Here is a 23,387-nt window from a genome sequence, read left to right as displayed (position 1 = left end):
CTTTTTCTATTTCATTTCTTTTTTCAACACTTCAATGGCTTTTTTCATTTGCGTATCATTTTTCTTGAGCTTATCTTGGATGTTTGTCATCAGTACCGTCGTTGTGTCCCCTGTCAGAATACCATCAGCCTTCAGATCGTGATCTGATTGGAAACTTTTCACGACCGACTGGAATGCTTGATCATATTCTCCATTGGCTTTTGCTTTGTAGCCAAGCGCTTGGAACATTTTTTGAGCCGCTTTGACTTCATCTCCATCATCATTCAGTTGATACGTCTTTTTCGGACTTAAGTATGGCAGCTTCGCATAACTCGGCAGAGATGCTTTCACCTGTGGCTCAATTCCTTTTTTGTGAATCCAAGACCCGTCTGGTGTCAACCACTTGGCAATGGTTAATTTCACACTAGAACCATCATTGTAGCTTTGCGCATTTTGAACAGTCCCTTTACCAAATGTCTTTTCTCCAACAAGTTGAATGCTAGAGGATTGGTGCAGAGCTGCCGCCATGATTTCAGCAGCACTCGCTGAACCACCGTTTACAAGAACAACTGTCGGCTGATGAACTTTGCGTTCTTTTTCCGCTTTGTACACTTGTTTCTTTCCTTTTTCCTCAACCTGCATAATGACTTTTCCTTTATCGATAAAGTCATTGCTCATTTCAATTGCTTCTGTCATAATGCCGCCTGGATTATCTCTCAGATCAATGACAAAACCTTTTGCCCCTTTTTTCTCGAGGTCATCAATCGCTTTATCTAACTCTTTAGACGTGGTTTCAGCAAAAGACGTGATTTGGATTTCGCCTATTTTATCTTTTGTTAGTTTTGCATACACCGTTTCAAGTGGAATCGTATCTCTTGTGATCGTGACATCCACATTTCCAACACCTTGTCGGTTCAAATGCAGTTTGACATCCGTTCCTTTTTTCCCTCTGATAAGAGAAACGGCTTTATTCACTGACATACCTTTTGTACTTTTACTACCCACTTTTAAAATACGATCATGAGGTTTCAACCCAGCTTTTTCAGCAGGAGAGCCTTTAATCGGTGCGACAATTAAAATTTGTCCATCCTTCTCTTCTACTTGTGCACCAATTCCTTCAAATGAAGATGAAATGGTGTTGTTAAACCCTTCAGCTTCCTCCTGATCCATATATGTAGAGTATGGATCATCAAGTGATGCAATCATTCCTTGAATCGCACCGTCTACTAGTTTTTGATCATCCGTTTTTTCGTAATACTCGTTTTTTACCTTCGTATATGCAGCCATGAGTTTACTAAACTTCTCATCTCCTGAAACGCTGACAGCACCTTGTTTTGTGATCACAAATGTAATCGCTGAGGAAAGCGCTGCTGTCACCAGAATGGCTATCACGAACTTGAATTGTTTTTTCAAAAAAACACCACCTTTATCTCCTTTCATTATTATCAAGGACGATTCTTCATCCGTCAACCAAAGGATCAAACTTCTATTTGAAAAGATAAGCCATTTAGCCTTGCAATGCATAATCTTTAGAGAGAAACATGATAAAGAAAGAAGGGATTCCATGAGTGACTATGTAGAAATGCTTGCCTATTTTGGTGTATCAGGTGCCCATCCTGGCGGAATTGAGCTAACAAAAACGATGATTGAGCATCTTCACTTGGCGTCTGACGATCGTATACTGGATGTTGGATGCGGCACAGGACAAACAGCCGCCTATCTAGGACATTTAGGTTATGAAGTAGAGGCGATTGATACACACCCTTTGATGATTGAAAAAGCCAATCTGCGATTCGAGCGGGAACAACTACCTTTCCGTGCACAGCAAGCATCGATCGAACACCTGCCATTTTCAGATGACTCGTTCTCTCTACTGATCAGTGAATCTGTTTTAAGTTTCACCCATTTACCTGCTGCGCTTGCTGAGATCAAACGGGTGCTTGCTCCTGGAAAGCAATTGATCGCAAATGAGGCTGTGTTAAAAGTGCCGCTCCCCTCAAAAGAACAGGCAACCATTCGGGAGTTTTATGGGTTTCACTCCCTCTTTTCATTTCCTGAATGGAAAAAACAGTTAGCGTCCGCAGGATTCCGTGACATTCAGATTCTCTCATTTGATGAACACATGGTGCAGGAAGAGCCGACCGAAATGGAATTATCAGATCAAATACCATCTTCTCATTATGATACATTACAGACACACTATGACCTGATTCAAACACACCGAGAACATCTGAGTCACCTTGTATTTGAATGTACAGTATAAAATGAGCGAATCTCCTATATGTTTTGTCCAAACTCTATGAAGTCTTTCGCATAGGATAAGAGTGAAAAGAGTTTGTCATAAGGAGGAAAAACATGGAGCGCTACTATAAACTTTGTCAGCAGCATATGGGGAAAGTAGCTAGAATTACTGATCGAAATGGCAGAGTACATGTTGGACGTATTGAGCGGGTGTCAAACCGCAAAGTTTATATCCGGCCAGTCGGCGGGTCCCGTGGGGGCTTTGGTTATGGATATTACGGAGGTTATTATGGCTGGGGTGCAGCTTATGGCATCGGTCTCGGTTTTATTACCGGCTTCGCTTTAGCAGGTTTGTTCTTTTTTTAAAACGGCGTATAAAAGAAGGCCTCCCAGCTTCGGGAAGCCTTTTATTTGTTTATATTTTCTTCACTTTATTCATATACTCTTCGAAAGTTAAATCATGATCATGCATCGCTTTTGCAGCTTCTTTCCCTACATAGCGCAAGTGCCACGGCTCATATTCATATTTCGTGATGTCTTCTTTCCCTTTTGGATAACGGATGATAAAGCCATATTTATAAGCGTTTTTGGCTACCCATTTACCATCAGGTGTTTCACCAAATTTTTCAGAGATTTCAAAGCCGGCACTTTTTGAGGAAATATCCATGGCAAGACCTGTTTGATGCTCACTTTCGCCTGGTAAGGCTACGGCTTCTTGGGCTTTTTCTTTCCCTTTTAGTTTCACTTCACTATCAAAAATGACTTTTTGACGATCATAGGAACGATAGCCAGATACTGCAGCAAGCTCAAAGTTTTCCTTTTTAGCACCTTTGAATAACTTTGCAAGTGCCTCCGCTGCTTCTTTTCGAATATATCGTTTTTCAATATCCTCTGAAAAAGAGAATTCCACTTTTGGTACAACGAGATCAGAAGGTTTATAGGTTCCTGGCAGTGCATATTCTTTGTTCACTAAAGCAAGCACATTTTCAGGGTTTTGAATGGTCTTCAGTCCGCTCACTACCTTGATGTCATTGAAATATTCACTCTTTAACGTCAGCTCTTGATTAGATGAATCTGCCGTATCGTTTGAGTTTTGCTGGGGTGATGAACTTGCTGCGTTCTTTTGTTCGTTTGTTTTGTTAGATTCAGTGGTACCGCTTTTCTGATCCAGCAACTGGCAGCCTGATAATGCGGCCGTCAAACCAAGAATCGATGCGATTGAGAGTATTTTATAGCTTTTCTTCATGACATACCTTCCTTTTGCTCTACTAAAAAAATAAAGATGCGCTACATCGTAGCACACCCTTTATACTATTATAAAACAGAATCTAGTGCAATTAAGATCATTTCGTCAAATGTCGTTTGACGCTCTTCAGCAGTTGTTTCTTCTCCTGTTAGCACATGATCGCTCACTGTCAGAATCGACAACGCTTTTCTGCCAAATTTTGCAGCAAGCGTATAAAGAGCCGTTGTCTCCATTTCGATCGCTAGAATTCCATATTGGTCCATCAGCTCAAGTGGTTTTTCATTATAAAACTGGTCTGCTGTAAATACATTCCCAACACGCACAGCTACATTTTTCGCTTCTGCTGTGTCGTAGGCTTTTTTCAGTAAACCAAAATCAGCACATGGTGCGTAATCAATCGGTCCAAATGCCACACGGTTCATTTGAGAATCTGTTGATGATGTTTGAGCTAAGATGACGTCACGTACATTGACATCTTTTTTGATCGCTCCGCAAGAACCAACACGGATTAAGTTTTGAACATCATAGCTTTGGATCAGCTCATTCACATAGATCGAAATAGACGGTACGCCCATTCCAGTACCTTGTACAGAAATGCGTTTTCCTTTATATGTTCCAGTATAACCATACATGCCGCGCACTTCGTTATAGCACACTACATCTTCTAAATATGTATCTGCAATATATTTCGCACGAAGCGGATCGCCTGGAAGCAATACCGTTTCTGCAATTTGTCCTTTTTCTGCTCCAATATGTACACTCATTTTTTAGCCTCCACTTACGTTTAACATGTGTTTAGTCCCATTTATTATAAACGATTGAGATCAAAAAAGAAAATACCAGCTGAAAGTAAAGCTGGCATCGTCGTTTATATTTAACTCATCGTCATTAGGCGTTCACTGCGTTTCCATCCTGCCGGAAAGAGCTGGTAGTAGCACTTCCCTTTTTTCTGGTCATCGATCACAACGATATCCCCTGTTGTGATAAACCGTGCATTGTAATCATTAGGGACTGTATCTTGTACATTAAATGTCGAGAATGCTTTTTCCAGTACATCATGGTGTGTCCTGCCGCCAATCTTTGTCCGGTACACAGGCTGATGTCCGCTTGCAGCACCATATTCAGGTGTTTGGTAGATGGTTAAGTGATAAGCTGAAGGTTTCTTTTGAAAAAATCTCAACGTCAATTGCATTCAAATCCCTCCCCTTTTATATAAAATTGGCTGGGATCTATGAATTTCCTTCTTCTATTTTTGTCGAATGACGGACAATTTTTCGTCAATCTTTTTACATATGAGAAATAAAGCTAGTCCTATCGCAAAGCCTCCTGCTACATCAGTGACATAATGAACACCGATATACATCCTGCTGATGCCGATCATCAGCACACAACATCCTGTCACCATATAGACTGCTTTTTGTCTCTTTTTCAGCCACGGAATCATTTCAATGAATAGATAGGCGATAAATGGATAGATCGTTGCTGCATTCATAGAATGTCCGCTCGGAAAGCTGTAATAGGTCTCATTCACTAGATGATCAAAGGCCGGACGCTCTCTAGCAAACAGTCCTTTCAGTTCATGATTGACCGTTTTTTCTGCTATATATAGTAGAAAAAGCAGCATAATAGAGTGGTAGCGTTTATACATAAACAGCATCACGCTAAAGATGAGCATGATTGGGACAAGCAGCGCACTGATACCAAAGTCAGTCAAAGTCAGCATGACATCATTTAAAAAAGGAAGTCTAATGTTCTCAAACGATAAGATGATCTGGTTGTCCAATTCCTGAAACTTACCAGATACCATAAGCGCAGCGATGGCGCCAAACAAAAGGAAAAAAATGATCACATACACGCGAAACAATTCCCCTCCCTTTCTACTCAGAATCTCTTCAAAGTATAGTGCCTACCGTGCCTCTTCTTCAACTATCATTGCTTTCCTCAGCATATATTCAAATGTAATATCGGCAAGCTCAAACGTTTCCAGCTCAGATGGTATGTACCCTCTTTTGACCAGCTCCATGTAGAAGAATTCTGCAATTTCCTCTGTATCAATCACCAAATCTGCTTCTTTCATTGCTTTCCGCCTCCTTTTTTATGATGTATGAACGTCGCCTTATTTTTATTACAATTTGTCATAATGGCTCATTCCATACATATAAATGCAGTAAACGAAAAGAAAAGGGGCATGAGGCAATGAAATGGTTAAGCATATTAGATGGTCATACTTTTGATCAGGTGATGGGCCGTATCTTGAGGGGATGGTTTTATGTGATTGCTTTTTTCTGTGTTCCTTACTTTTTATTCGTGTTAGGACAAGTCTTCTTTTAACCAAAATGCTCGTTTAAACTTTCCAAAATAAAGTCCATCATATCCTTATATTCTGGATCATTGAAAAATTCATAGAGAATTTTATAATCATTGTAAATATCAAGAAGCTCATCCACTATAGATACAGCGAGAAATTCTAGTGATGCTTCGCTTTCTTGTTTCTCTTCTAACTGTAATAGAGCGGTTTGCACCATATCTTCCTCTATTTCTTTTGAGGTTTCTCCAACGTAATGCACAAAAAGAAGCTGATGAACAAACTGATCCATCTCATATTTTCTTAGGACAAGCGTCAAGTCTTCTTCTTCTGTTTCCAGCCATTCTCCGTCTTTTAACCTTGTCAGTTCATAAATGACATCTTCCCAGCCATCTTCAAGGTAGCGCCATATCTCAGTCCGATGGCCAATGATTTTAAATAGCTCTTTCCCGTAATCCTTTACATATACAACATCGCCAATGAGGAACTCATATTCAATGTCCAGCTTTTCTGTATCTACAATCACCCCGTCGTATTCATCGTAAAGCTGGAGTGATGTTTCAAAATAAAGCACCTCATTATGATTGACCTCATATAGATAATGTTGGTCAATTTGATGGACTTTTGTTATCGTTCCAACTGTGCCGTACATGACAACGACGACAATATCCCCTACTTTATATTTTGGTGCTTTCGCCTTCATTCTGTCTCCCCCTTGCCCGACTTTTGGTCTTAACGTATCGTATGCCGGCGCAAGGAATTCTGCATGGGCAACCACACCATGCAAAACGCCATTTTATTTCTTCATGAAAAAACCGCTTCTTCCATACGGAACAAGCGGTTGTGTGTGTTATTTTTTTTTGACTTCTACTTCGTATTGCTCAAAAGCCTCGTCAAATGTCGTCATGGAGCTTAAATAGTCCCCATTTAACTCTAAATAGGCACATAGCTCATGATAATCAGTGGATGCTTTAGGAAAGCTGTGATCTTCATAAGCAGCATTTGCAAAATGACTGATTTCATCCTTCGGTTTTGGATGTCTGTACTTCATTAAATAATGGTAAAACGACTTCACCTGTTTTTCCCTCCGCGACACTCTATTTTGTTGTTATATTATACAGGAATTTGATGACTTGTATAGGCGGAGGTACAACTTATGAAGAAAAATCAAAGTAATTACGCTTTAATAACCGCTCCATGCTCATTAATTCTTCATATAAGATTTTTTCTGGAAGTTTTGTTTGATCGACTAAAATTAATTGATCTTCTATCTCTTTTACTGTCTCATCCTTCTGATACGTCATCCCGCAATGCGTGCAAGAAATCGAAGGCGTTTCCAAAATCTCAATCGATTGTGTGCCCGTGATGAGTTCCCAATAGACTGTGGTCTGTCCTGCGTTCGCTTTCTTCTCCTCACACCAATCACATGTCAGCAACGTTATTTCTCCTCCTTTACGGTTTGTTCTTTTTTGAGCTGGGCTTGATATTTCTTTTCTTTTAATTCATCTCGTTTTTCACGTTTGTTTTTGAGCGTATCATGTTCAGGATTCGTTTCATAAGACTCTCTTCGTTTCATTCGGCTTAAATTTTCAGGCGTAAAGGATTTTGCTTCATCCTCAAATAGAGCTGTCACGCCAATGGCCGGTTCTTTCTTTTCTTCGTAGATTTCATTAAAATACGCATCCGCTTGGCCGGCGACGTAATGTTCTGGCTCCGGATAAGAGGTGATCACACCTTCAAAGTTACGCAGGACCACTTTCTCTGGGCTTTGAGATAATAAATAATTTGGCTGTAAGGCGATCTTCCCCCCTCCGCCTGGTGCATCTACAACAAAGCTTGGCACGGCATAACCACTCGTATGTCCTCTTAAGCCTTCAATGATTTCAAGGCCTTTTGAAACCGGTGTTCTAAAGTGGCCGATCCCCTCAGATAAATCACATTGATAAATATAATAAGGTCTGACGCGAATCATGACGAGATCATGCATCAGCTTCTTCATAATTGGCACACTGTCGTTAATTCCTGCTAGGATCACCGCCTGATTGCCAACAGGGACGCCAGCATTGACAAGGCGCTCACACGCTTCTTTCGCTTCTTTTGTGATTTCAATGCTTGTATTAAAGTGAGTGTTCAGCCAAACTGGATGATATTTTTTTAAAATCTCACACAATTCATCTGTAATTCGCTGCGGAAACACGACCGGTGCACGTGTTCCAATTCGAATGATTTCAACGTGAGGAATGTCTCGTAAGTTTTTCAAAATGTATTCAAGCACTTGATCATTAATTAACAGCCCGTCACCGCCTGAAATTAACACATCCCGCACTTCAGGGGTTTCTCTAATATATCCAATGGCGGCATCTAATTGCTTTTTCGGCACGCCCATCCCGATCTGACCGGAAAAACGTCTTCTCGTACAATAGCGGCAGTACATGGAGCACTGATTTGTGACAAGAAACAGCACACGATCTGGGTAACGGTGCGTTAAACCTGGAACAGGTGAATCCTCATCTTCATGGAGCGGATCTTCGAGGTCATATTTTGTTTTATGAAGCTCTTCTGCAATCGGTACAGACTGCATACGGATTGGGCATCTTGGATCGTCTGGATTCATCAGTGAGGCATAGTAGGGTGTTATGTTGAGTGGAATGGTTTTCGTGGAAATCTTCACCCCTTCTTTTTCCTCTTCTGTTAAGTTCACGACTTTTTCTAAATCTTCAAGCGTTTTGACCGTATGCGTCAGCTGCCAAATCCAGTCGTTCCACTTTTCCTCGGGTACGTCCTTCCAAAGTTCAATGTCCTTCCAATGTCGCGCAGGTTGATACAGTTTTTGATTCATATCCATTCCCCCTATCAGCATTCACTTTATACTATGCAAGTTATGTGCCAACATGGGAAAATGCCCCTATTCTTTAGAAAAGGAGCTTTTCCGTCACATTCACCTGTTTGAAGTGCCTACTTTTCGGCATCTGTATATTTTTTTAGCTTATACTGCAATGTTTGTCGAGGAATTTTTAAAGCGGCTGCCGTTTGCTTAATATTCCCTGCGTGCTGTCTTAAAGCTTCTTGAATCAGCGTTTGTTCAAATGACGTCACTTGACTTTTTAATGAGGACTCTGGCGGATGACTTTCTATCTGATGCGTCCGCAAATGGACAGGGAGATATGCTGTGGTGATTTCTTCTGCTTCCTTTGGCATCATCAAGACGGCATGCTCGATCGTATGTTTTAATTCTCTCACATTCCCTGGCCACTGATGGGCCATAAATACTTGGACAGTTTCTTCAGAAAGGCGGTTGACGTTTTTTGAAAATTGCTGATGATACGTTTGAATAAAGTGGCTGGATAACAGCTGGATATCATGCTTCCTTGTGCGAAGCGGCGGGATATGAAATGATGACACATGCAGTCTATAAAATAAGTCTTCTCTTAACATTTGTTTTTTAACGGCTTCAAATGGGTCGATATTGAGGGCAGTAATCACTCTGACATTTACTTGAACCGCCTTTGCATCACCTATCCGGCGGACAACACCATCCTCTAACACACGCAGTAATTTTGTTTGAAGCGTAAGCGGCATCGCTTGCAGCTCATCAAGAAAAAGCGTACCACCATCTGCTAATTCAAACAGCCCCTTGCGATCTATTGCGCCCGTATAACTTCCTTTGACAGACCCGAATAAAAGACTTTCAAGCAGCGATTCTGGAAGAGCAGCACAGTTTTGCGGGATAAAGACTTGATCTTTCCGATCAGATGCATGAACAATCGCTTGTACGAGTACCTCTTTTCCTGTCCCAGTTTCCCCGAAGACCATAACCGATGAAGGATATGCAGCAGCTTTTTTCGCTTTCTCCAGCATCTCTTTTAATTGTGGGTCATTTGTTAAAAATGAAGAAAAATCGAGCATTTGAGTGGTCTCCGCGGCACCATCCGTTCGTTTTTTTTGATCTAAACGATTCGAAAGCGCCGACAGCTTCGACACATCCTTCGCTACTTCTACCGCCCCAATTAACTTGCTGCCTTCTATAATCGGCAGTGTGGTGTTGACGGTCTCAATTTTTTCTCCATTTTTATTCAAATAGGTTTGCAACGAATGATAAATGGGTTTTCCTGTTCTAAGTACATGCATGAGTGTACTTGTCTTTTCAGTTAATGAAGGATACACATCCAGTATGTACTTGCCAATCACCTCTTCTTTCGCTAAACAGTCGAACTTCGCTGCATTATGATTATAAAAGATGGTAACCCCTTGATCGTCTACAACGTGAATCGCTTCATCGATGGCTTCTAAAATTAATTCAAACCAATCCGCTCTTTCGACAACCTTCCCCACTATTTCCCCCTCACTTTCTATGCCGAAAATCTGGCACGTATTGCCCAATTTTCAGCGGCTTGATGATGTTCAACGTGTTCCCCTATCCTTTTCACGTTTCGCTTTTTCCTGTCGATCTCCTGCTTTTTTCGTCAATTCGAAAAAAAGCACCCCTCTTAGGAGGAGTGCTTTCGTCCTGACATCTGATAAAGAGACAAGTCAAATTCCTGAAGTGACTCCATATACAGCGGCACAATTGGCTTTCCTTCTTGAAAAAATGCAAATTGAGAAGGTTGTAGTTTGATTGGCTGATGGTAAAACGCAAATATTTTCACTACCTCAGGGACAATTCGGCAAAAGGTATCATGCACAAATAAATAGACATCTTGTTTCCATTTAAACAGCCGTCTATTTGGCGGGCTGAATATAGGAGATAATTGAATGATCTTGCCATCCTTAAACGTCTCCAGCTGGTGTTTTGTGACCGTGTATATCTCCTTTTGGTGAAACTGAAAATATTGCACATCACGTTTTGAAGCAAACCGTCTTTTTGTTTGATGTTCAATATAATAAAATGTTCTGCCGTTATCTGCGGTGACGACTGTATAATTTGGGACTGTCAGCGGCTCGTTCATTTCATATTTCATCGTACATAAGGAAGGAACACGAATCGCACGCCTGTTCTTTTCATTCACCCAGCGCTTGTCAATTTGATGAAGACATCCGTGAGCGATTTGATAATAATCGCCATCTCTTTCAATCACAGTTCCGTCAATTAAATCGTAGGGCATACTCGAAAACATATGATGGAATGATTGTGGCGTTTTATATGTGGTATCTAGTACTTCTTGTAATGGAAAGAACGCAGCAAAATGATTCAGTCTCATCCAAAACACAGAGTCAGCATGATGCCAATGTTTTGGTTCGTCGGCCCAGTATTGTCCGTATTTTTCATGAATAAACGAAAGCAGCCGGCTTCTATGCATAACAGAGCAATGGTCGACTTGAAAGGATGCATGCTCCAACACTTGATCTGCTTCTCGAACGAAGCTCGCCGTTTCCACCAAATGCTGATTCACATGCACGACACGTTGCGAGGAATAGACGATATCTATGTGAGGCTTCGATTGAAAAACCTCGACCATTTTCTCTAAACGATCTTTTCTGTAGACTGTATCATCAGTTACATAACAAACCAGCTCACCTGTTATACGTGTTAATGCTTCATTAATTAGCGTTGCATAACGTACAGTCTTCAGCCGGTTTGCAGGATGAATTTGATGAGAATACAATTGAATGCGCTTATCCACTAAATAAGGCTGCATCTTTTGGATCGTTTCTTGTTCAGAGCCATCATCCATGATCAAAAGCTCCCAATGCTGATACGTTTGTTCTACCACACTCTTTAGCACACGTTCAATGAAATCAGGTTTGTTGTAGCTTGTTAATATCACTGATACTTTCATGACCATTATCCTTTTTTAAATAGATTAAAAAGCCCCCCAGCTGACAATGTTCACATAAGGAACACTTACTCTTAGCTGATTTGTCGCATTTTTAAAGACTGCTACTGAGTCAAACAATTGTACGACAACCACGTTTTGCAGCACATCTCCATTGACTAAATGAACACGCGGCAGCGGAATGCCGAGCTCAAGCCATGGGCGTAGCAATTCTTTAATCTCTGACGCACTCCCTTCCTCACTTTCTTCTAAAAGATGAAGAAGAAGTATAATCAACACAACTTCAAGTATTCCTTCTGTTTCTAGTAATTCTTCGTTCCAGCCATTTAATAGTTGTTCAAATTCCATTCAGATTCCCTCTTTCTTCTCGTTTGATCTTTACTAGAGTATGAGGATCACTTCATTTAGCATCAGCATTTGAAAACATTTTTCAAAAATGTGTGAAGTCATTAAATGAAAAAAGAACAAGGAATGAGCATTCTGCTTATACCAAAAAAAGAGAACGGCATATACATAGTGGTGTGTTTGAATGGATGAAGAAAGGATGGGGAAAACATGAGCGAAAAGCGTGCCGAATTAAAAAAAGAGCTGTTAAAGCTGTTTTTCAAACCGCTTAGTCATGCGTTAACAGTTAATCTCGAAGAAGGAGGAGTTCAAGTGGAAGAAAAATTGAACGATTTATTTAGTGAGGTAGCAGCTGAAGCATCACCTTCAGATTCTGCTACAACACTCGACGTATCTCAACCAGCAAGATGGATTTTTGCAAGACTTGCACCTGGAACAGTCATTAGCATTGTCATGGACTCAGGTGACTTAATCGGACCCGTTCAATTCGTATCATTCGATGCTTCAACAGGTGTTGTTTTCGTCACACAAGAAAGCTCTGTGACACCTACAGGCTCTGCAACGACTCTATTAGATGTAGATAAAGTAGAAAGTGTTACGTTCACATCTTAATGTGAGAGGGCCATCATGAAGCTTCTTTATATCAGCTCTGGCTACGGTGGAATCTATCGGATGTTCGATCAATGGATAGAAGATAGCTTCATTGATTCCCCCTTTTCATGCATCAAGGTGGAAAGGGAAACTCTACCCGCTCATATGCACAAAATCCGGACATTTTCTCCGGATTTTGTTTTCATGATGATCGGTGACCATATTCCAACAGAACTGCTTCATCAATTCAAACAAGAAAAGATCCCCGTTGTACTGTGGATGACAGAAGACCCTTTTTATATAGATGTGTCAGCTGCATGCGTAAGTGATGCACAGCTGATCTTAACGATTGACGAAGGTGCTTTGTCATTTTACAAACAAATGGGCGCTGATCACACGCACTACTTTCCCATTCCAACCAATACACACGTATTTCAGAAAAAAGAATCACCACATGAGTCGTGCATTTATGACATTGCACTCATTGGCTACCCTTATCCAAACCGCATCAAAGCCATCAATACACTCTTACATCAAAACAAATGGCGCATTCTCGTAGCAGGAAAAGAGTGGCATCGCGTGTTGAATAAATCACGCAGACGATATCGTGATCTCTCACTGATGACCCACTGGCTGAGTCCCGAGCAGATGGCAGACATCTATCAAACATCAGCCATTGTTCTGAATCCGCACAGGCCCGCGCAATTTGCCTATAATCAAAACAAAGCCAATGTTCAAAATATGAGTCTTAACAACAGAGCATTTGATATCGCTGCAAGCGGAGGCTTTCAGTTGACAGATCTACAACCGTCACAGGCATTTTCAAGCTTCGCTTTTTACACACATGAAAACGATTTGATTAAGCAGGTCGAGCACTATGTAAAAAACCCTCAACAAAGACAATCGGTTGCAGAGAACAATTACGAGCAAGTCATTCGCTGGAACACATTTGATACGCTGCCTTACAGACTTTATGAAATAGTCAAAAGCGCCCTATGACCGGGCGCTTTTTCTAATTGCCATCATCTTATGCCGTTCCTTCTGCATCTTGTCGAGCCAATAAAATCTTCTCTGCCTTTTTCCGATCTTCCTCACTTTTCACAACAAGCGATTGCGCATGATCCATCATATATGCACCAACAGATCCTTCTAAAAAGGAATGAATGCATTCTTTTGCATATGGAACATGAAACGCATAGACAGCTCCATTTAAACGTCCATACGTATAAGGGTGCTCCTGAGTTGGTACAAAAAAATAATGATTGTCCTTATACAGGCTGGCTTCATTGGTGTCATGAAGTGTCCAAGTTTCATTTGGATTTTCTAACGCCTCTGTAAAAGAAGCCGCACAATCATATCCCCCCTCTACTAGAAGCTGCAAGCAGTTCTCAATATCTGCCGTCTGCCTTAGTGGTGATGCTGGATGTAAATACAAAACAATATCAAACGTCTTTCCCTCTCGTTCTAAATAAGCAAGTGCATGCTTCACAGCTACTAAAGAAGGTGTTTGTTCCGTCACATGTGTGCTTGGCAGTTCAATCACATTTGCTCCATAGTGGGCCGAAATGATTTGAGTATTCACATCCTCTGAAGATACGATGACTTCATCTAATTCAATCATTTGTAATAATGGCTGAATGGTCCAATAGATTAGCGGCCGCTCCGCCAATACGCGAATGTGTTCAGCATGATGCCCCTGCTTGCTGCTAAAAGCTGGGATCATGGCTAAAATACGATTTCCCCTATACATGTATGATCTTCTCCCCTCGCGCAGCTCAGTATCAGTGAATACATTCTGAGAGCTGAACTGATCGCCGTACTGAAGTCTTCAGGTGCCTCGCTATTCTACTTAATCTTCTATCTCTACATATTCTATTAAGTCGTCAAGCAGATGGTTATAATTGGTTCACCTAATTTATGCATGAAGTGGTTCTTTTCCTCAAACGTCTTCCTCTCTTTCACATATGATGCAAAGTAGAGAAATGAGAGTTGGGGGATTAGATATGTCCAAACAAATAGAAACGAGTTTGAAGACCTTTTTTCGTGACAAAATCATCTTGGTCACAGGCGGTACAGGTTCGATCGGCCGGCAGATTGTGAAAAAATTAACAGCCTGCTCTCCTAAAAAGGTCATTGTCTTCAGTAAAGATGACAGTAAACAATACATGATGAAAAATGAATATGCGGCGCATCCAGAGGTTGTATTTGCACTTGGAGATGTGAGGGATGCAAGCCGCGTCAGGCAGCTTGTCAAAGGGGTAGATATCATCTTCCATGCAGCTGCACTCAAACAAGTACCCACCTGCGAAGATAATCCGTTTGAAGCTGTCCAAACCAACATCATCGGCGGACAGCATGTCATCGAAGCAGCACTTGAACATGAAGTCAGTCATGTTGTCAACATTTCAACCGACAAAGCGGTTTCTCCGACAAATGCCATGGGAGCTACAAAATTAATTTCAGAAAAATTGTTTTTTCAAGCGAATGAAAGTATTTCAAATCAGAAAACGAGGTTTTGCTCTGTCCGGTTTGGCAATGTGCTTGGATCAAGAGGTTCCGTCATCCCCATCATGCTTCAACAGTTGTTAAATGAACAACCTCTAACTGTAACTGATCCTAAGATGACACGCTTTTTTATGTCTATCGAAGAAGCTGTATCTCTCACGCTTGAAGCAGCTATCATGATGAAAGGCGGCGAAACGTTTATTCTCAAGATGGAGTCATTACAGCTGGCTGATCTATTGAAAGCATTTCATGAATATGCCGGTCAGATCAACGTTCCTTCTCCTGATATTCTCGTTGTCGGCAAAAGACCTGGAGAAAAACTTCACGAGGAGCTCACATTCCCTCACGAGGCAGATGCACTGTTTGAACATGAACAATTTTACGCCATTTTACCAAGACCACATCTTCACCCTCATTTTCAAAAAGTTCATTTGACCCATTACACATCAAACGAAGCACCGCTCATTACAAAAGAGAAGCTGTTTCACATCATTGAACAATTACATCATACCCACCATAAAAAATAAAAAAATCGTCACACGGAAGCAGCTGACTTCCATGTGACGATTTTTAAAATCAATTATTGAAAGATGTGTTTCAAATGACCATAGCCTTCTTTTTCAAGATCATCCTTCGGGATAAACTTTAAAGCGGCAGAATTAATACAATATCGAAGACCGTTTGGCCCTGGGCCGTCAGGGAATACATGACCAAGGTGAGAGTCGGCCGTCTTACTGCGAACTTCAGTCCGCACCATGCCATGGCTCGTATCTACTTTCTCTTCTACCTCTTGATCTTCAATCGGCTTTGTAAAACTTGGCCAGCCGCAATGGGCATCAAATTTATCTAAAGAAGAAAACAATGGCTTGCCTGAAATGATATCTACATAAATGCCCTCTTCCTTATGATCCCAAAATTCATTTTGAAATGGCGGCTCAGTGCCATTATTTTGCGTCACTTCGTACTGCATTCGGTTTAATTCTTTGATGCGCTGCTCTTTTTCGTTAGCCATTATTTATCACTCCAATGAGATTGAATAAAACCTGCTCTGCCCGAACCGACATGGTATCGTTCGTAGTGCATTTTGTTCTTTTTATAATAATGCTGATGATATTCCTCAGCAGGATAAAAAGGACCAGCCTCTAAAATTTCTGTCACGATTGGCTTTTGGAAAATTCCGCTTTGGCTCAGCTGCTCTTTTGATGTTTCTGCAAGTTGCCTTTGTTTTTCATTGTGGACATAAATCCCTGTACGGTAGGACTCTCCTCTATCACCAAATTGTCCTCCATCATCTGTTGGGTCTATTTGCTGCCAATATAGTTCTAATAGCTTCTCATACGGAAAAACGTCTGGATCAAAGGTAATTTGAACGGCTTCTCTATGGCCTGTCGTATTTGTACATACTTCTTCATAGGTTGGATTCACTGTATGTCCGCCAGTATACCCTGATTCAACTTTGATAATGCCTGGCTGTTCATCAAAAGGTTTAACCATACACCAGAAACAGCCTCCAGCAAATGTGGCTAATTCTTGTTTTTCAGACATATTAGTGCCCCCTTCATTTAAAAAATGGTATCATCATATTATAACATGATAAAAAATAATGAAAATGATACGACTTGTATACCTAAAAACAAAAGAAAGCTTTCTGTCGTATCTTAAAATATAATGGGGGTTTAATGATTGGAACAAAGAAAACAAATGATGTATGAAATGGATACTTTACTGAGAACCGTATTTAAGCAAATACGTTATGAAATTAACAGCCTGCTTGAAAACGAATTATCTCGGAATGAATTTCTCATTTTAAATCTGCTGCGTGAACAAGGCGCAAAAAAAGTAACGGAATTCGCCTCAATTCTCGGTGTATCAGCAAGCCATATTACAGCTGTAACCGACACACTTGTAGAAAAAGGCTGGATCACTCGTATCCGTTCAAAAGAGGATCGACGCATCATCAAAATCCACTTAACCGATAAGGGTAAGGAAATTACTGAGCATTTTGAGAAAAAGAAAACAGAATACTTCATGGAACGATTTGAATCATTTGATGATGAAGAACTGAAAACGATGATCAAATTATTTAAAAAGCTGGATAAAAGTCAAAAGGATTAAGCATAGATTTTAGCGTGGAGGACATGCTACGGATAAAAAGGTGGAATGAACCATGACAAGTCCATATCTTTGTCCGAACTGCAAAACCAACAGAACGCGTTTTAATCTCATCGAGCAGCATTCAGAACCTGTGAAACTTGATCCAGCAACTGGAGCGATTGTCGAAACATATGAAGGAGATCAGCTTTCTCCTTTTCACATGAACTATCAAGGACCGAAAATCAAAGTCCAGTGCGGCGTTTGCGGATTAATTGAGGATGAAAAAACGTTCATTAAGTTGGCTGAATATCATCAATATTCATCTCCTTCTTAATACGAGAGCCTGACAAAAAGTGTCAGGCTTTTTTCTATGTTTCTTTTGCCTATACAGATCGTCCCTTTCTTGCATACGCTACAAAAAACACATTGCAGAGAAAGAAGGGATAAAGACGTGCAGCAGCTCTACGAGATGAATCAATTTCTATATCGTCCATTAGCTACCTTTCCCCCATACCATCCGAGACACACCATTTCCAAAGCTGTTATTCGATTATTTCACGCTGCACCGGATTTAAGTGAGCTTGCTGTATTTGTAAATCAGCAGCCAATCCAAAAAAAGCTACCATACGGTCAGCTGTCTGCTTATATGGAATGGGATGAGGGTGTTTATGAGATAGAAGTATTCAAGCTGGCTACAAAAGAAAGAATTCTTTCTTCTCGTATGATGATTAATGGAAACGAGACTTACACGCTATGTATCACAGGAGCTCGTACCGGCTTTGCGCTGCTCACAGAAAAGCAAGACTCGCTGATTAAGCAAGATGAGCTATCAGCACTCACGTTTATCCAGCTGTCACCAGACCTCCCTTTCATTGATATATATGAACGAGATCAAGGCATGTTATCAAAGGAGCTCGGATATGTAAACGGCACCCAAACCCACCACTTCTCTCCGAATAAGTATCACTTTGAATTAAAAGCTGCCGGTACTCAAAGTGTACTGCTAGATATTCCGAAAGTTCACCTGCAAACAAAGCGGGCCTATCTTATTTTACTTCATGGATTTGCAAACGGAGAGCCAGAGCTAATGGCAAAAGTCGTCTTGTCTCACCAAATGTAAAAAGAGCCTTTCCAAATGGAAAAGGCTCTCAGTGTGTAGACAAACCCTCTCATTCGGTGTCAGTCCTGCGTGCCGGTGCTCACGAATGTCACATTCACTCCGCGCCGGTACTCGTGCTTCCTAGAATGCAAAGGTTTTCAATCACGCTGAAAAGAAGACAAATAGCCTTTCCAAATGGAAAAGGCTATTTACGAGACATCTTCAGCTTTTTCTTGTTTTTGAAAATCAAAAGCAAGAATCATGGTACCTAAAAATAATGCACAATAGGCGATATTTAAGTAAAACTGGTCGATATTTTCTGCTTTTAAATGAGAGGCAGCTGTCATGCCAAAGTATGCAGCAAATAAGAGCGACAGTAAACTAAAATATTGATAGACTCGCTTCATCGTTTCACTCCTGACTTACACGTTCTATTGCTTTGGATGATAATATGAGAATTCAATTTCATCATTCTCAAGATCAATTTTGTTCGCTTTGACATACATATCATTCGTCAGCGGCATTTCTGAAAGGCGCACTTCCACCGTTTTTTGGTCTGGTTTCACATGAACGAAATCAGGCAGTTCATAGAATTGACCCATGTAACTTAAAACAAAACTGATTGGGATGCTTAATTGTCCAATTGAAAAGTCATCTACTTTCAGCAGAACATCCCCATTATCTTCAACAGATGGTGTAAATGATACATTTGCATTAATCGTTGAAGAAAAAGCTTTGATTGCACCTGTTACTTTCACATCTTGGTCAATCGCAACATGAAAGTCGGGCATATCGCTTGATCCTTGGTTTTTCAAATAATCATTGACAAAGCTGGTGAGTGATTCTTTTGAACTAGAAATGTTAAAAGCATACTCGCTGTTCACTTCTTTTTTCGAAGCGGATTGATCGCTCGGCAGCAGCATAAAAATACCGCATACAAGAACAATCAATAGATTAATTGACAGTAAAATAAAAAATAAACTCTTCCATTTTTTCATCTTTTCACCCTATTCCTTCGGCAGTCCTTCTTTTTTCACTTCTGAGAATAAACGATTTGCCATAAGAGAGTACCCCTTTTGGTTTGGGTGGAAATCATCATCTGCCAGTAATTTTTCATCTTGATCATCTTCAAATAAATCTGCTACATCGATCATATCAGCATTGCCGTCTTTTTTTAGTTCTTTTTCGGCAGCAGCATTCCAGTCTTTGACGACCTCATCAATGTCTCTCAGCTCAGACAAGCTGAACTTAAAAGGATTGTACATACTGACATACATGATCTTTGCATGGTCATTATGCTCTCTTAATTGAGCAAGAATGGTCTTAAAACGCTCTTCAAAAGGACCTTGCTCTTTTTGAAAAGGAGCAAACGTCAAATTAAGCACATTTTGACGGACAACATGCATGAGATCATTCCCGCCGATTGTAAAGAAAATATAATCAGCGTCTTTCAGTCCGTCCTGCACCTTTTTTTCTTTTAATCTTTTTAACAAATCTACTGTTCTACTGCCTTTAATGGCATAGTTTTTTAATGTGACAGATTGCACGCCGTCCACCGCTTCTATCTTGTCACGGGTGATGCCGGCATAGCCTTTTTTATCTTGATCTCCGATTCCTTCTGTTAAGGAATCTCCAACCGCTGCGATGGTAATATGTTCTTTTACGTTTTGTGTGTCTTCTAGTTTATCCTTTATGCCAGCCTCTTGCGCGGAACATGCAGAAAGAACAAAAGCTAGAGACATCACAATCAAAATCAAACGAGCCTTCAAACGATGATGTCCCTCCTTTTTCTGATTAAAAAAGTGTATCATGTTTTCGCCCATTTGAACATCCTTATGCTAGCTTCGGTTCAGCGTTTTGATGTCCTTGATGATGTCATCATAAGGTGTGTTTTGCACGCCATCATAATTTTTCATCACTTTCCCTTCTTGATTAACAAGGAAAAACAGGGACTGATGAATCACTTGGTCTTCATCTTCAGGTTTTTTGACAATGGTCTTAAAGCTTTTCATTGCGAATTTTTCGATTTCTGACTGTGAATATCCCGTGAGAAAATCCCAATTTTTAAAGGACAATGGATAGGCTTTTGCAAATTCTTTTAGCTTTTTCGGTGAATCGACCTCTGGGTCCACACTAAAGGAAATGATATGCGCATCCAATTTTTCTTCTTTTAACCGTTTTTGCAGCTCTGTCATATGAGCGGTCATCGGCGGACAGATCGTTTCACAGCTTGTGAAAATAAAATCTGCTACCCATACTTTCCCCTTCAAATCATCCAATGACACCTTTTGACTATCTTGGTTTTCAAACTCAAACGGCTCTATTTGATAATTTAACGCATCCTTGATTTGTCCATTTGAACATGAGACTAAAAGAAGCACGCTTATCATCATAAGCGCACCAAGCAAGGCTCCCCTTTTTCTATCCATGATATGCCCATCCCCTTTTTCCATCAATCGGTATAAAAAGTAAAGCCTATTGCGCCCTTTCCGGTATGACACGAAATAATCGGTGTTGTGTAGGCAATGTCAATCAATGCTTCAGGTGTGTGATCAAGCAGCGCTTGTTTTAGCTTTTCAGCGAGTTCTAATGCATCTGCATGTGCAATCCCAATGGCTTGAACTGTTTTCCCCTTCACCGCCTGTACATACTGTTTTGTCAGATGCCGGACAAGCGCAGAATAGCTTCTCACATTCGCTTCTGGCGTATATACCCCGTCTGTTAAGCTGGCAATTGGTTTGATGTGAAGAAGTGAGCCGATCAGCGCCTTTCCTCTTCCAATTCTGCCGCCTTTGACGAGATTTTCTAATGTATCGATTGTGACATATAGCTTTGTTTGAAGACGGATTTTATCTAATTCTGTGATAATGTCTTCACGGCTTGCACCCTTTTTGGCTAGTTCTGCTGCTTTGATGACTTGAAATCCTAATCCATAGGAAATAAAATTCGAATCAATCACCGTGATGTTTCCATCTACCATTTTCGAAGCGCTTTCAGCAGTTTGAACAGTACCACTCATCCCGCCAGTTAAATGGATACTGATCACTTCACTTCCATCTGCCGTCAGCTTTTCATATAATTCGACGAATTGACCGATCGCAGGTTGAGACGTTTTCGGCAGTTCCTCAGCGGCCTCCATTTTTTCAATAAATTCATCTGGCTGTATATTCACTCGGTCAATATAATCAACTCCAGAAATGGAGATATTGAGCGGAATCACGTGAATGGAAAGATCATTGATTTTGTCTTGCGGAAGGTCCACAGTTGAATCTGTTACAATTTTAATTTGTTTCACTATCGTCTCATCCTTGCTGTCTTAGTCTTTACTTATGATATTACCTTATTTCCTGCACACTTGAAAACAACTGACCTAACGTTTTTGAAATTGTCACAATTTCTTCTAGTCACGAAAAAAATCCTTGCCAAACTGAGCAGCAGCCGTTTCAAAATGGCTGCTTACCCCTTTTGACAAAGATTCCTGCTTACGCATTGTGTTTCAGTGTAGGCTCCTGATAGATCTGTTCATATGTGCTCCACTTGACGTTACGTTTCACATCCTCTCTGAAAGAGTACACAGCTCTCTTTCCTTTAGATACATAGACTTTTTTCAAGAAAGCTTCAAGTCTAAAGGTGAGCATAAAACGATACGTCTCATCTCCCTTTAGAACAGGGACTTCTGTTACCTTGATCTGAGCTCCATCCATCCGTCTAAAACATATTGTTTTGAGCAGCACAAACGATCAATCCTCTTTTCCAATTATCTGTTAAGCCTAAATAAATAGGTGGAATAAATCTTGATCTTTATTTACTTCAACATAGTGGAAGCCTTTTTTATCCATCCGCTCAATCAGCGCGGCATAGTCATCTCTTTCTTTCAATTCGATGCCGACAAGCGCAGGGCCTTTGCTTCGGTTATTCTTTTTCGTATATTCAAAGCGTGAGATATCGTCATTTGGTCCTAACACTTCATCTAAGAATTCTCGAAGTGCTCCTGCTCTTTGCGGGAAATTGACAATGAAGTAATGTTGAAGCCCTTCATAGATCATTGAGCGTTCTTTGATTTCCTGCATTCTGCCGATGTCATTATTTCCTCCACTGACAATACAAACAACATTTTTGCCTTTAATCTCCTCGCGATGGGCATCTAATGCTGCGATCGGCAATGCGCCTGCCGGTTCTGCTACAATCGCACATTGATTATACAGCTCCAAAATTGTTGTACATACTTTCCCTTCTGGTACTAGACTGATTTTATCGACAACAGACTGAAGCGATGTAAACGTCTTTTCGCCAATCCGCTGAACCGCTGCTCCGTCTACAAACTTATCAATCGAATCAAGTGTCACAACCTCGCCCTTCTCATGTGACGCATGCAGTGAAGCTGCGCCAAGCGGTTCGACTGCAATGATTTCGGTTTCTGGTGAGATATTTTTGATATATGTACCAACACCAGATAACAGACCTCCACCTCCGACACTTGCAAATAAAAAGTGAGGCTCCACTTCGATATCATTTAATATTTCGACAGCAGTCGTTCCTTGTCCTGCCATCACATCCAAATCATCAAACGGATGGATAAATTCGCGCTTTTCTTCATCTCCGCATTTTACGGCTTCATGATATGAATCATCAAACGTATCTCCGGTTAAAATAATTTCAACATATTCTTTTCCGAACAGCTCCACTTGGGATACTTTTTGCCTTGGCGTCGTAGCAGGCATAAAGATTTTCCCGTGGATGCCTAAATATTTACAAGAATAGGCAACACCCTGCGCGTGATTTCCAGCACTTGCACAGACAATGCCATTTTCTAGTTTATCTTTTGGAAGTTGGCTCATTTTATTAAAAGCGCCTCTTAATTTAAAGGAACGAACTACTTGAAGATCCTCTCTTTTTAAGTAGACATTACATTCATATCGTTCAGAAAGTCGCTCATTTTTTTGAAGTGGTGTATGAATGACTACATCCTTCAAATTTTGATGGGCTTTTAAGATGTCTTTCACTTGAATTAGCGTATTTTCTTTGAGCAACGGTTTCATGTACAAGATCCTTTCTCTTTAACCTTATTTAATTTGTCATTATAACATGAATATTCAAAAAATAAACCAATAGATCATGGATCCATCATAAATTTTATAAACTTTTTCGTTTTCCTGTACATTTGTTTTAATTGGGTGTTACAATTGAACCAATTAGAACCACAAAGAA

General features: G+C 40.5%; 32 protein-coding genes. 9 read left to right on the top strand and 23 right to left on the bottom strand.

The genetic code is table 11. From position 1 onward, the window contains the following. Positions 1 to 6: 6 nt before the first annotated feature. Positions 7 to 1,392, bottom strand: coding sequence for a S41 family peptidase (locus EBQ12_RS13645; RefSeq protein ID WP_125590361.1), 1,386 nt, complete (start codon positions 1,390 to 1,392; stop codon positions 7 to 9). A 151-nt stretch (positions 1,393 to 1,543) separates the two neighbouring features. On the opposite strand from EBQ12_RS13645, the gene EBQ12_RS13640 reads away from it, so the two are divergent. Continuing rightward, positions 1,544 to 2,242 carry a class I SAM-dependent methyltransferase gene (locus tag EBQ12_RS13640; RefSeq protein WP_125590359.1) on the top strand — a complete coding sequence of 233 codons (699 nt, stop codon included), beginning with the start codon at positions 1,544 to 1,546 and terminating at the stop codon, positions 2,240 to 2,242. A gap of 92 nt (positions 2,243 to 2,334) precedes the next feature. Beyond that, positions 2,335 to 2,586: a hypothetical protein gene (locus EBQ12_RS13635; RefSeq protein WP_008346452.1), complete on the top strand. Its 252-nt coding sequence runs from the start codon at positions 2,335 to 2,337 to the stop codon at positions 2,584 to 2,586. A gap of 49 nt (positions 2,587 to 2,635) precedes the next feature. Here EBQ12_RS13635 and EBQ12_RS13630 read toward each other — a convergent pair whose 3' ends face one another. The 5 genes from EBQ12_RS13630 to EBQ12_RS13610 form a co-directional block, all read right to left on the bottom strand. After that, positions 2,636 to 3,466 (bottom strand): M15 family metallopeptidase, encoded by an 831-nt coding sequence (locus EBQ12_RS13630; RefSeq protein ID WP_017367458.1) that lies wholly within the window; start codon positions 3,464 to 3,466, stop codon positions 2,636 to 2,638. A gap of 68 nt (positions 3,467 to 3,534) precedes the next feature. Beyond that, complete coding sequence (gene deoD / locus EBQ12_RS13625) at positions 3,535 to 4,230, bottom strand: purine-nucleoside phosphorylase (RefSeq protein WP_007500754.1); 696 nt, start codon at positions 4,228 to 4,230, stop codon at positions 3,535 to 3,537. Positions 4,231 to 4,340: 110 nt separating this feature from the next. After that, entirely contained in the window at positions 4,341 to 4,658 is a 318-nt protein-coding gene (locus EBQ12_RS13620; RefSeq protein ID WP_050827305.1) for a YodL domain-containing protein, read from the bottom strand. A gap of 54 nt (positions 4,659 to 4,712) precedes the next feature. Next, on the bottom strand, positions 4,713 to 5,321 hold the full coding sequence (locus EBQ12_RS13615; protein ID WP_065460571.1) for a phosphatase PAP2 family protein: 609 nt from the start codon (positions 5,319 to 5,321) through the stop codon (positions 4,713 to 4,715). 51 nt (positions 5,322 to 5,372) lie between these two features. After that, positions 5,373 to 5,543 (bottom strand): YozD family protein, encoded by a 171-nt coding sequence (locus EBQ12_RS13610; RefSeq protein WP_065460573.1) that lies wholly within the window; start codon positions 5,541 to 5,543, stop codon positions 5,373 to 5,375. 119 nt (positions 5,544 to 5,662) lie between these two features. Between EBQ12_RS13610 and EBQ12_RS19630 the strand changes: the two genes are divergently transcribed. Then, positions 5,663 to 5,797: a hypothetical protein gene (locus EBQ12_RS19630; RefSeq protein WP_017359686.1), complete on the top strand. Its 135-nt coding sequence runs from the start codon at positions 5,663 to 5,665 to the stop codon at positions 5,795 to 5,797. On the opposite strand, the gene EBQ12_RS13605 is transcribed toward EBQ12_RS19630, so the two are convergent. The 7 genes from EBQ12_RS13605 to cgeC all read right to left on the bottom strand — a co-directional run bounded on the left by EBQ12_RS13605 (position 5,794) and on the right by cgeC (position 11,893). Beyond that, a complete protein-coding gene (locus EBQ12_RS13605; RefSeq protein ID WP_125590358.1) occupies positions 5,794 to 6,474 on the bottom strand; it encodes a hypothetical protein in 681 nt (226 codons plus the stop codon). The two genes, EBQ12_RS19630 and EBQ12_RS13605, sit on opposite strands and share 4 nt — an antisense overlap. A 147-nt stretch (positions 6,475 to 6,621) precedes the next feature. Continuing rightward, on the bottom strand, positions 6,622 to 6,846 hold the full coding sequence (locus EBQ12_RS13600) for a YozE family protein (RefSeq protein WP_003215834.1): 225 nt from the start codon (positions 6,844 to 6,846) through the stop codon (positions 6,622 to 6,624). A 79-nt stretch (positions 6,847 to 6,925) separates the two neighbouring features. Then, on the bottom strand, positions 6,926 to 7,207 hold the full coding sequence (locus EBQ12_RS13595; protein ID WP_008346437.1) for a YokU family protein: 282 nt from the start codon (positions 7,205 to 7,207) through the stop codon (positions 6,926 to 6,928). A 2-nt stretch (positions 7,208 to 7,209) separates the two neighbouring features. After that, positions 7,210 to 8,610, bottom strand: coding sequence for a lysine 2,3-aminomutase (gene kamA, locus EBQ12_RS13590; RefSeq protein WP_056704357.1), 1,401 nt, complete (start codon positions 8,608 to 8,610; stop codon positions 7,210 to 7,212). 116 nt (positions 8,611 to 8,726) lie between these two features. After that, positions 8,727 to 10,103: a sigma-54 interaction domain-containing protein gene (locus EBQ12_RS13585; protein ID WP_008346432.1), complete on the bottom strand. Its 1,377-nt coding sequence runs from the start codon at positions 10,101 to 10,103 to the stop codon at positions 8,727 to 8,729. A gap of 155 nt (positions 10,104 to 10,258) precedes the next feature. Continuing rightward, complete coding sequence (locus EBQ12_RS13580) at positions 10,259 to 11,554, bottom strand: glycosyltransferase family 2 protein (protein ID WP_017367460.1); 1,296 nt, start codon at positions 11,552 to 11,554, stop codon at positions 10,259 to 10,261. An 18-nt stretch (positions 11,555 to 11,572) separates the two neighbouring features. Then, the gene (cgeC, locus tag EBQ12_RS13575) at positions 11,573 to 11,893 is read right to left on the bottom strand and encodes a spore maturation protein CgeC (RefSeq protein WP_007500768.1); all 321 of its coding nucleotides are present in this window, start codon (positions 11,891 to 11,893) and stop codon (positions 11,573 to 11,575) included. Between the two features lie 207 nt (positions 11,894 to 12,100). Between cgeC and EBQ12_RS13570 the strand changes: the two genes are divergently transcribed. Together EBQ12_RS13570 and EBQ12_RS13565 are read left to right on the top strand one after the other, a co-directional pair. Then, on the top strand, positions 12,101 to 12,502 hold the full coding sequence (locus EBQ12_RS13570; protein WP_007500770.1) for a hypothetical protein: 402 nt from the start codon (positions 12,101 to 12,103) through the stop codon (positions 12,500 to 12,502). 183 nt (positions 12,503 to 12,685) lie between these two features. Then, positions 12,686 to 13,480, top strand: a complete 795-nt coding sequence (locus EBQ12_RS13565) for a CgeB family protein (protein WP_234915756.1) — start codon at positions 12,686 to 12,688, stop codon at positions 13,478 to 13,480. A 28-nt stretch (positions 13,481 to 13,508) separates the two neighbouring features. Here EBQ12_RS13565 and EBQ12_RS13560 read toward each other — a convergent pair whose 3' ends face one another. Then, positions 13,509 to 14,231, bottom strand: a complete 723-nt coding sequence (locus tag EBQ12_RS13560) for an acylneuraminate cytidylyltransferase family protein (protein WP_008346422.1) — start codon at positions 14,229 to 14,231, stop codon at positions 13,509 to 13,511. Between the two features lie 253 nt (positions 14,232 to 14,484). Here EBQ12_RS13560 and EBQ12_RS13555 point away from each other — a divergent pair, with 253 nt between their 5' ends. Beyond that, entirely contained in the window at positions 14,485 to 15,513 is a 1,029-nt protein-coding gene (locus EBQ12_RS13555; protein ID WP_017359692.1) for an SDR family NAD(P)-dependent oxidoreductase, read from the top strand. 53 nt (positions 15,514 to 15,566) lie between these two features. Here the strand turns inward: EBQ12_RS13555 and msrB are convergent, their stop codons facing one another. Continuing rightward, on the bottom strand, positions 15,567 to 15,998 hold the full coding sequence (msrB, locus tag EBQ12_RS13550) for a peptide-methionine (R)-S-oxide reductase MsrB (RefSeq protein WP_007500777.1): 432 nt from the start codon (positions 15,996 to 15,998) through the stop codon (positions 15,567 to 15,569). Continuing rightward, on the bottom strand, positions 15,998 to 16,531 hold the full coding sequence (gene msrA / locus EBQ12_RS13545; RefSeq protein WP_017367464.1) for a peptide-methionine (S)-S-oxide reductase MsrA: 534 nt from the start codon (positions 16,529 to 16,531) through the stop codon (positions 15,998 to 16,000). The genes msrB and msrA overlap by 1 nt, the downstream gene beginning before the upstream one ends. 138 nt (positions 16,532 to 16,669) lie before the next feature. Between msrA and EBQ12_RS13540 the strand changes: the two genes are divergently transcribed. From EBQ12_RS13540 to EBQ12_RS13530, 3 genes are all read left to right on the top strand, one after another. Then, the gene (locus tag EBQ12_RS13540) at positions 16,670 to 17,101 is read left to right on the top strand and encodes a MarR family transcriptional regulator (protein ID WP_007500780.1); all 432 of its coding nucleotides are present in this window, start codon (positions 16,670 to 16,672) and stop codon (positions 17,099 to 17,101) included. Positions 17,102 to 17,153: 52 nt separating this feature from the next. Beyond that, on the top strand, positions 17,154 to 17,414 hold the full coding sequence (locus tag EBQ12_RS13535; protein WP_008346413.1) for a hypothetical protein: 261 nt from the start codon (positions 17,154 to 17,156) through the stop codon (positions 17,412 to 17,414). A gap of 117 nt (positions 17,415 to 17,531) precedes the next feature. Further along, positions 17,532 to 18,200, top strand: coding sequence for a DUF4397 domain-containing protein (locus tag EBQ12_RS13530; RefSeq protein WP_048002265.1), 669 nt, complete (start codon positions 17,532 to 17,534; stop codon positions 18,198 to 18,200). Positions 18,201 to 18,388: 188 nt separating this feature from the next. Here the strand turns inward: EBQ12_RS13530 and ypmT are convergent, their stop codons facing one another. The 7 genes from ypmT to ilvA form a co-directional block, all read right to left on the bottom strand. Beyond that, complete coding sequence (gene ypmT / locus EBQ12_RS13520) at positions 18,389 to 18,586, bottom strand: protein YpmT (RefSeq protein ID WP_008346409.1); 198 nt, start codon at positions 18,584 to 18,586, stop codon at positions 18,389 to 18,391. Between the two features lie 24 nt (positions 18,587 to 18,610). Beyond that, positions 18,611 to 19,177 (bottom strand): YpmS family protein, encoded by a 567-nt coding sequence (locus tag EBQ12_RS13515; protein WP_024718556.1) that lies wholly within the window; start codon positions 19,175 to 19,177, stop codon positions 18,611 to 18,613. Positions 19,178 to 19,186: 9 nt separating this feature from the next. Beyond that, entirely contained in the window at positions 19,187 to 19,948 is a 762-nt protein-coding gene (locus EBQ12_RS13510; protein ID WP_241215647.1) for an SGNH/GDSL hydrolase family protein, read from the bottom strand. Positions 19,949 to 20,017: 69 nt separating this feature from the next. Then, positions 20,018 to 20,608, bottom strand: a complete 591-nt coding sequence (locus EBQ12_RS13505; protein ID WP_047203269.1) for an SCO family protein — start codon at positions 20,606 to 20,608, stop codon at positions 20,018 to 20,020. 23 nt (positions 20,609 to 20,631) lie between these two features. Continuing rightward, complete coding sequence (locus EBQ12_RS13500) at positions 20,632 to 21,474, bottom strand: DegV family protein (protein WP_047203268.1); 843 nt, start codon at positions 21,472 to 21,474, stop codon at positions 20,632 to 20,634. Positions 21,475 to 21,661: 187 nt separating this feature from the next. Beyond that, entirely contained in the window at positions 21,662 to 21,913 is a 252-nt protein-coding gene (locus tag EBQ12_RS13495; RefSeq protein WP_024422728.1) for a YpmP family protein, read from the bottom strand. A 36-nt stretch (positions 21,914 to 21,949) separates the two neighbouring features. Continuing rightward, positions 21,950 to 23,218, bottom strand: coding sequence for a threonine ammonia-lyase IlvA (gene ilvA, locus EBQ12_RS13490; protein WP_025093104.1), 1,269 nt, complete (start codon positions 23,216 to 23,218; stop codon positions 21,950 to 21,952). Positions 23,219 to 23,387: the final 169 nt, after the last annotated feature.

It is taken from the genome of Bacillus sp. 2B09, from assembly GCF_003946835.1.
Classification (GTDB): domain Bacteria; phylum Bacillota; class Bacilli; order Bacillales; family Bacillaceae; genus Bacillus; species Bacillus altitudinis.
This window is presented reverse-complemented; position numbering and strand designations above follow the sequence as displayed.

Excerpts from the sequence above, each read along its gene's own strand:
- EBQ12_RS13640 (WP_125590359.1), top strand. The coding sequence starts at position 1,544 with ATGAGTGACTATGTAGAAATGCTTGCCTATTTTGGTGTATCAGGTGCC.
- EBQ12_RS13635 (WP_008346452.1), top strand. The coding sequence starts at position 2,335 with ATGGAGCGCTACTATAAACTTTGTCAGCAGCATATGGGGAAAGTAGCT.
- EBQ12_RS13630 (WP_017367458.1), bottom strand. The coding sequence starts at position 3,466 with ATGAAGAAAAGCTATAAAATACTCTCAATCGCATCGATTCTTGGTTTG.
- deoD (WP_007500754.1), bottom strand. The coding sequence starts at position 4,230 with ATGAGTGTACATATTGGAGCAGAAAAAGGACAAATTGCAGAAACGGTA.
- EBQ12_RS13620 (WP_050827305.1), bottom strand. The coding sequence starts at position 4,658 with ATGCAATTGACGTTGAGATTTTTTCAAAAGAAACCTTCAGCTTATCAC.
- EBQ12_RS13610 (WP_065460573.1), bottom strand. The coding sequence starts at position 5,543 with ATGAAAGAAGCAGATTTGGTGATTGATACAGAGGAAATTGCAGAATTC.
- EBQ12_RS19630 (WP_017359686.1), top strand. The coding sequence starts at position 5,663 with ATGAAATGGTTAAGCATATTAGATGGTCATACTTTTGATCAGGTGATG.
- EBQ12_RS13605 (WP_125590358.1), bottom strand. The coding sequence starts at position 6,474 with ATGAAGGCGAAAGCACCAAAATATAAAGTAGGGGATATTGTCGTCGTT.
- kamA (WP_056704357.1), bottom strand. The coding sequence starts at position 8,610 with ATGAATCAAAAACTGTATCAACCTGCGCGACATTGGAAGGACATTGAA.
- EBQ12_RS13580 (WP_017367460.1), bottom strand. The coding sequence starts at position 11,554 with ATGGTCATGAAAGTATCAGTGATATTAACAAGCTACAACAAACCTGAT.
- cgeC (WP_007500768.1), bottom strand. The coding sequence starts at position 11,893 with ATGGAATTTGAACAACTATTAAATGGCTGGAACGAAGAATTACTAGAA.
- EBQ12_RS13570 (WP_007500770.1), top strand. The coding sequence starts at position 12,101 with ATGAGCGAAAAGCGTGCCGAATTAAAAAAAGAGCTGTTAAAGCTGTTT.
- EBQ12_RS13565 (WP_234915756.1), top strand. The coding sequence starts at position 12,686 with ATGATGATCGGTGACCATATTCCAACAGAACTGCTTCATCAATTCAAA.
- EBQ12_RS13560 (WP_008346422.1), bottom strand. The coding sequence starts at position 14,231 with ATGTATAGGGGAAATCGTATTTTAGCCATGATCCCAGCTTTTAGCAGC.
- EBQ12_RS13555 (WP_017359692.1), top strand. The coding sequence starts at position 14,485 with ATGTCCAAACAAATAGAAACGAGTTTGAAGACCTTTTTTCGTGACAAA.
- msrB (WP_007500777.1), bottom strand. The coding sequence starts at position 15,998 with ATGGCTAACGAAAAAGAGCAGCGCATCAAAGAATTAAACCGAATGCAG.
- msrA (WP_017367464.1), bottom strand. The coding sequence starts at position 16,531 with ATGTCTGAAAAACAAGAATTAGCCACATTTGCTGGAGGCTGTTTCTGG.
- EBQ12_RS13535 (WP_008346413.1), top strand. The coding sequence starts at position 17,154 with ATGACAAGTCCATATCTTTGTCCGAACTGCAAAACCAACAGAACGCGT.
- ypmT (WP_008346409.1), bottom strand. The coding sequence starts at position 18,586 with ATGAAGCGAGTCTATCAATATTTTAGTTTACTGTCGCTCTTATTTGCT.
- EBQ12_RS13515 (WP_024718556.1), bottom strand. The coding sequence starts at position 19,177 with ATGAAAAAATGGAAGAGTTTATTTTTTATTTTACTGTCAATTAATCTA.
- EBQ12_RS13505 (WP_047203269.1), bottom strand. The coding sequence starts at position 20,608 with ATGGATAGAAAAAGGGGAGCCTTGCTTGGTGCGCTTATGATGATAAGC.
- ilvA (WP_025093104.1), bottom strand. The coding sequence starts at position 23,218 with ATGAAACCGTTGCTCAAAGAAAATACGCTAATTCAAGTGAAAGACATC.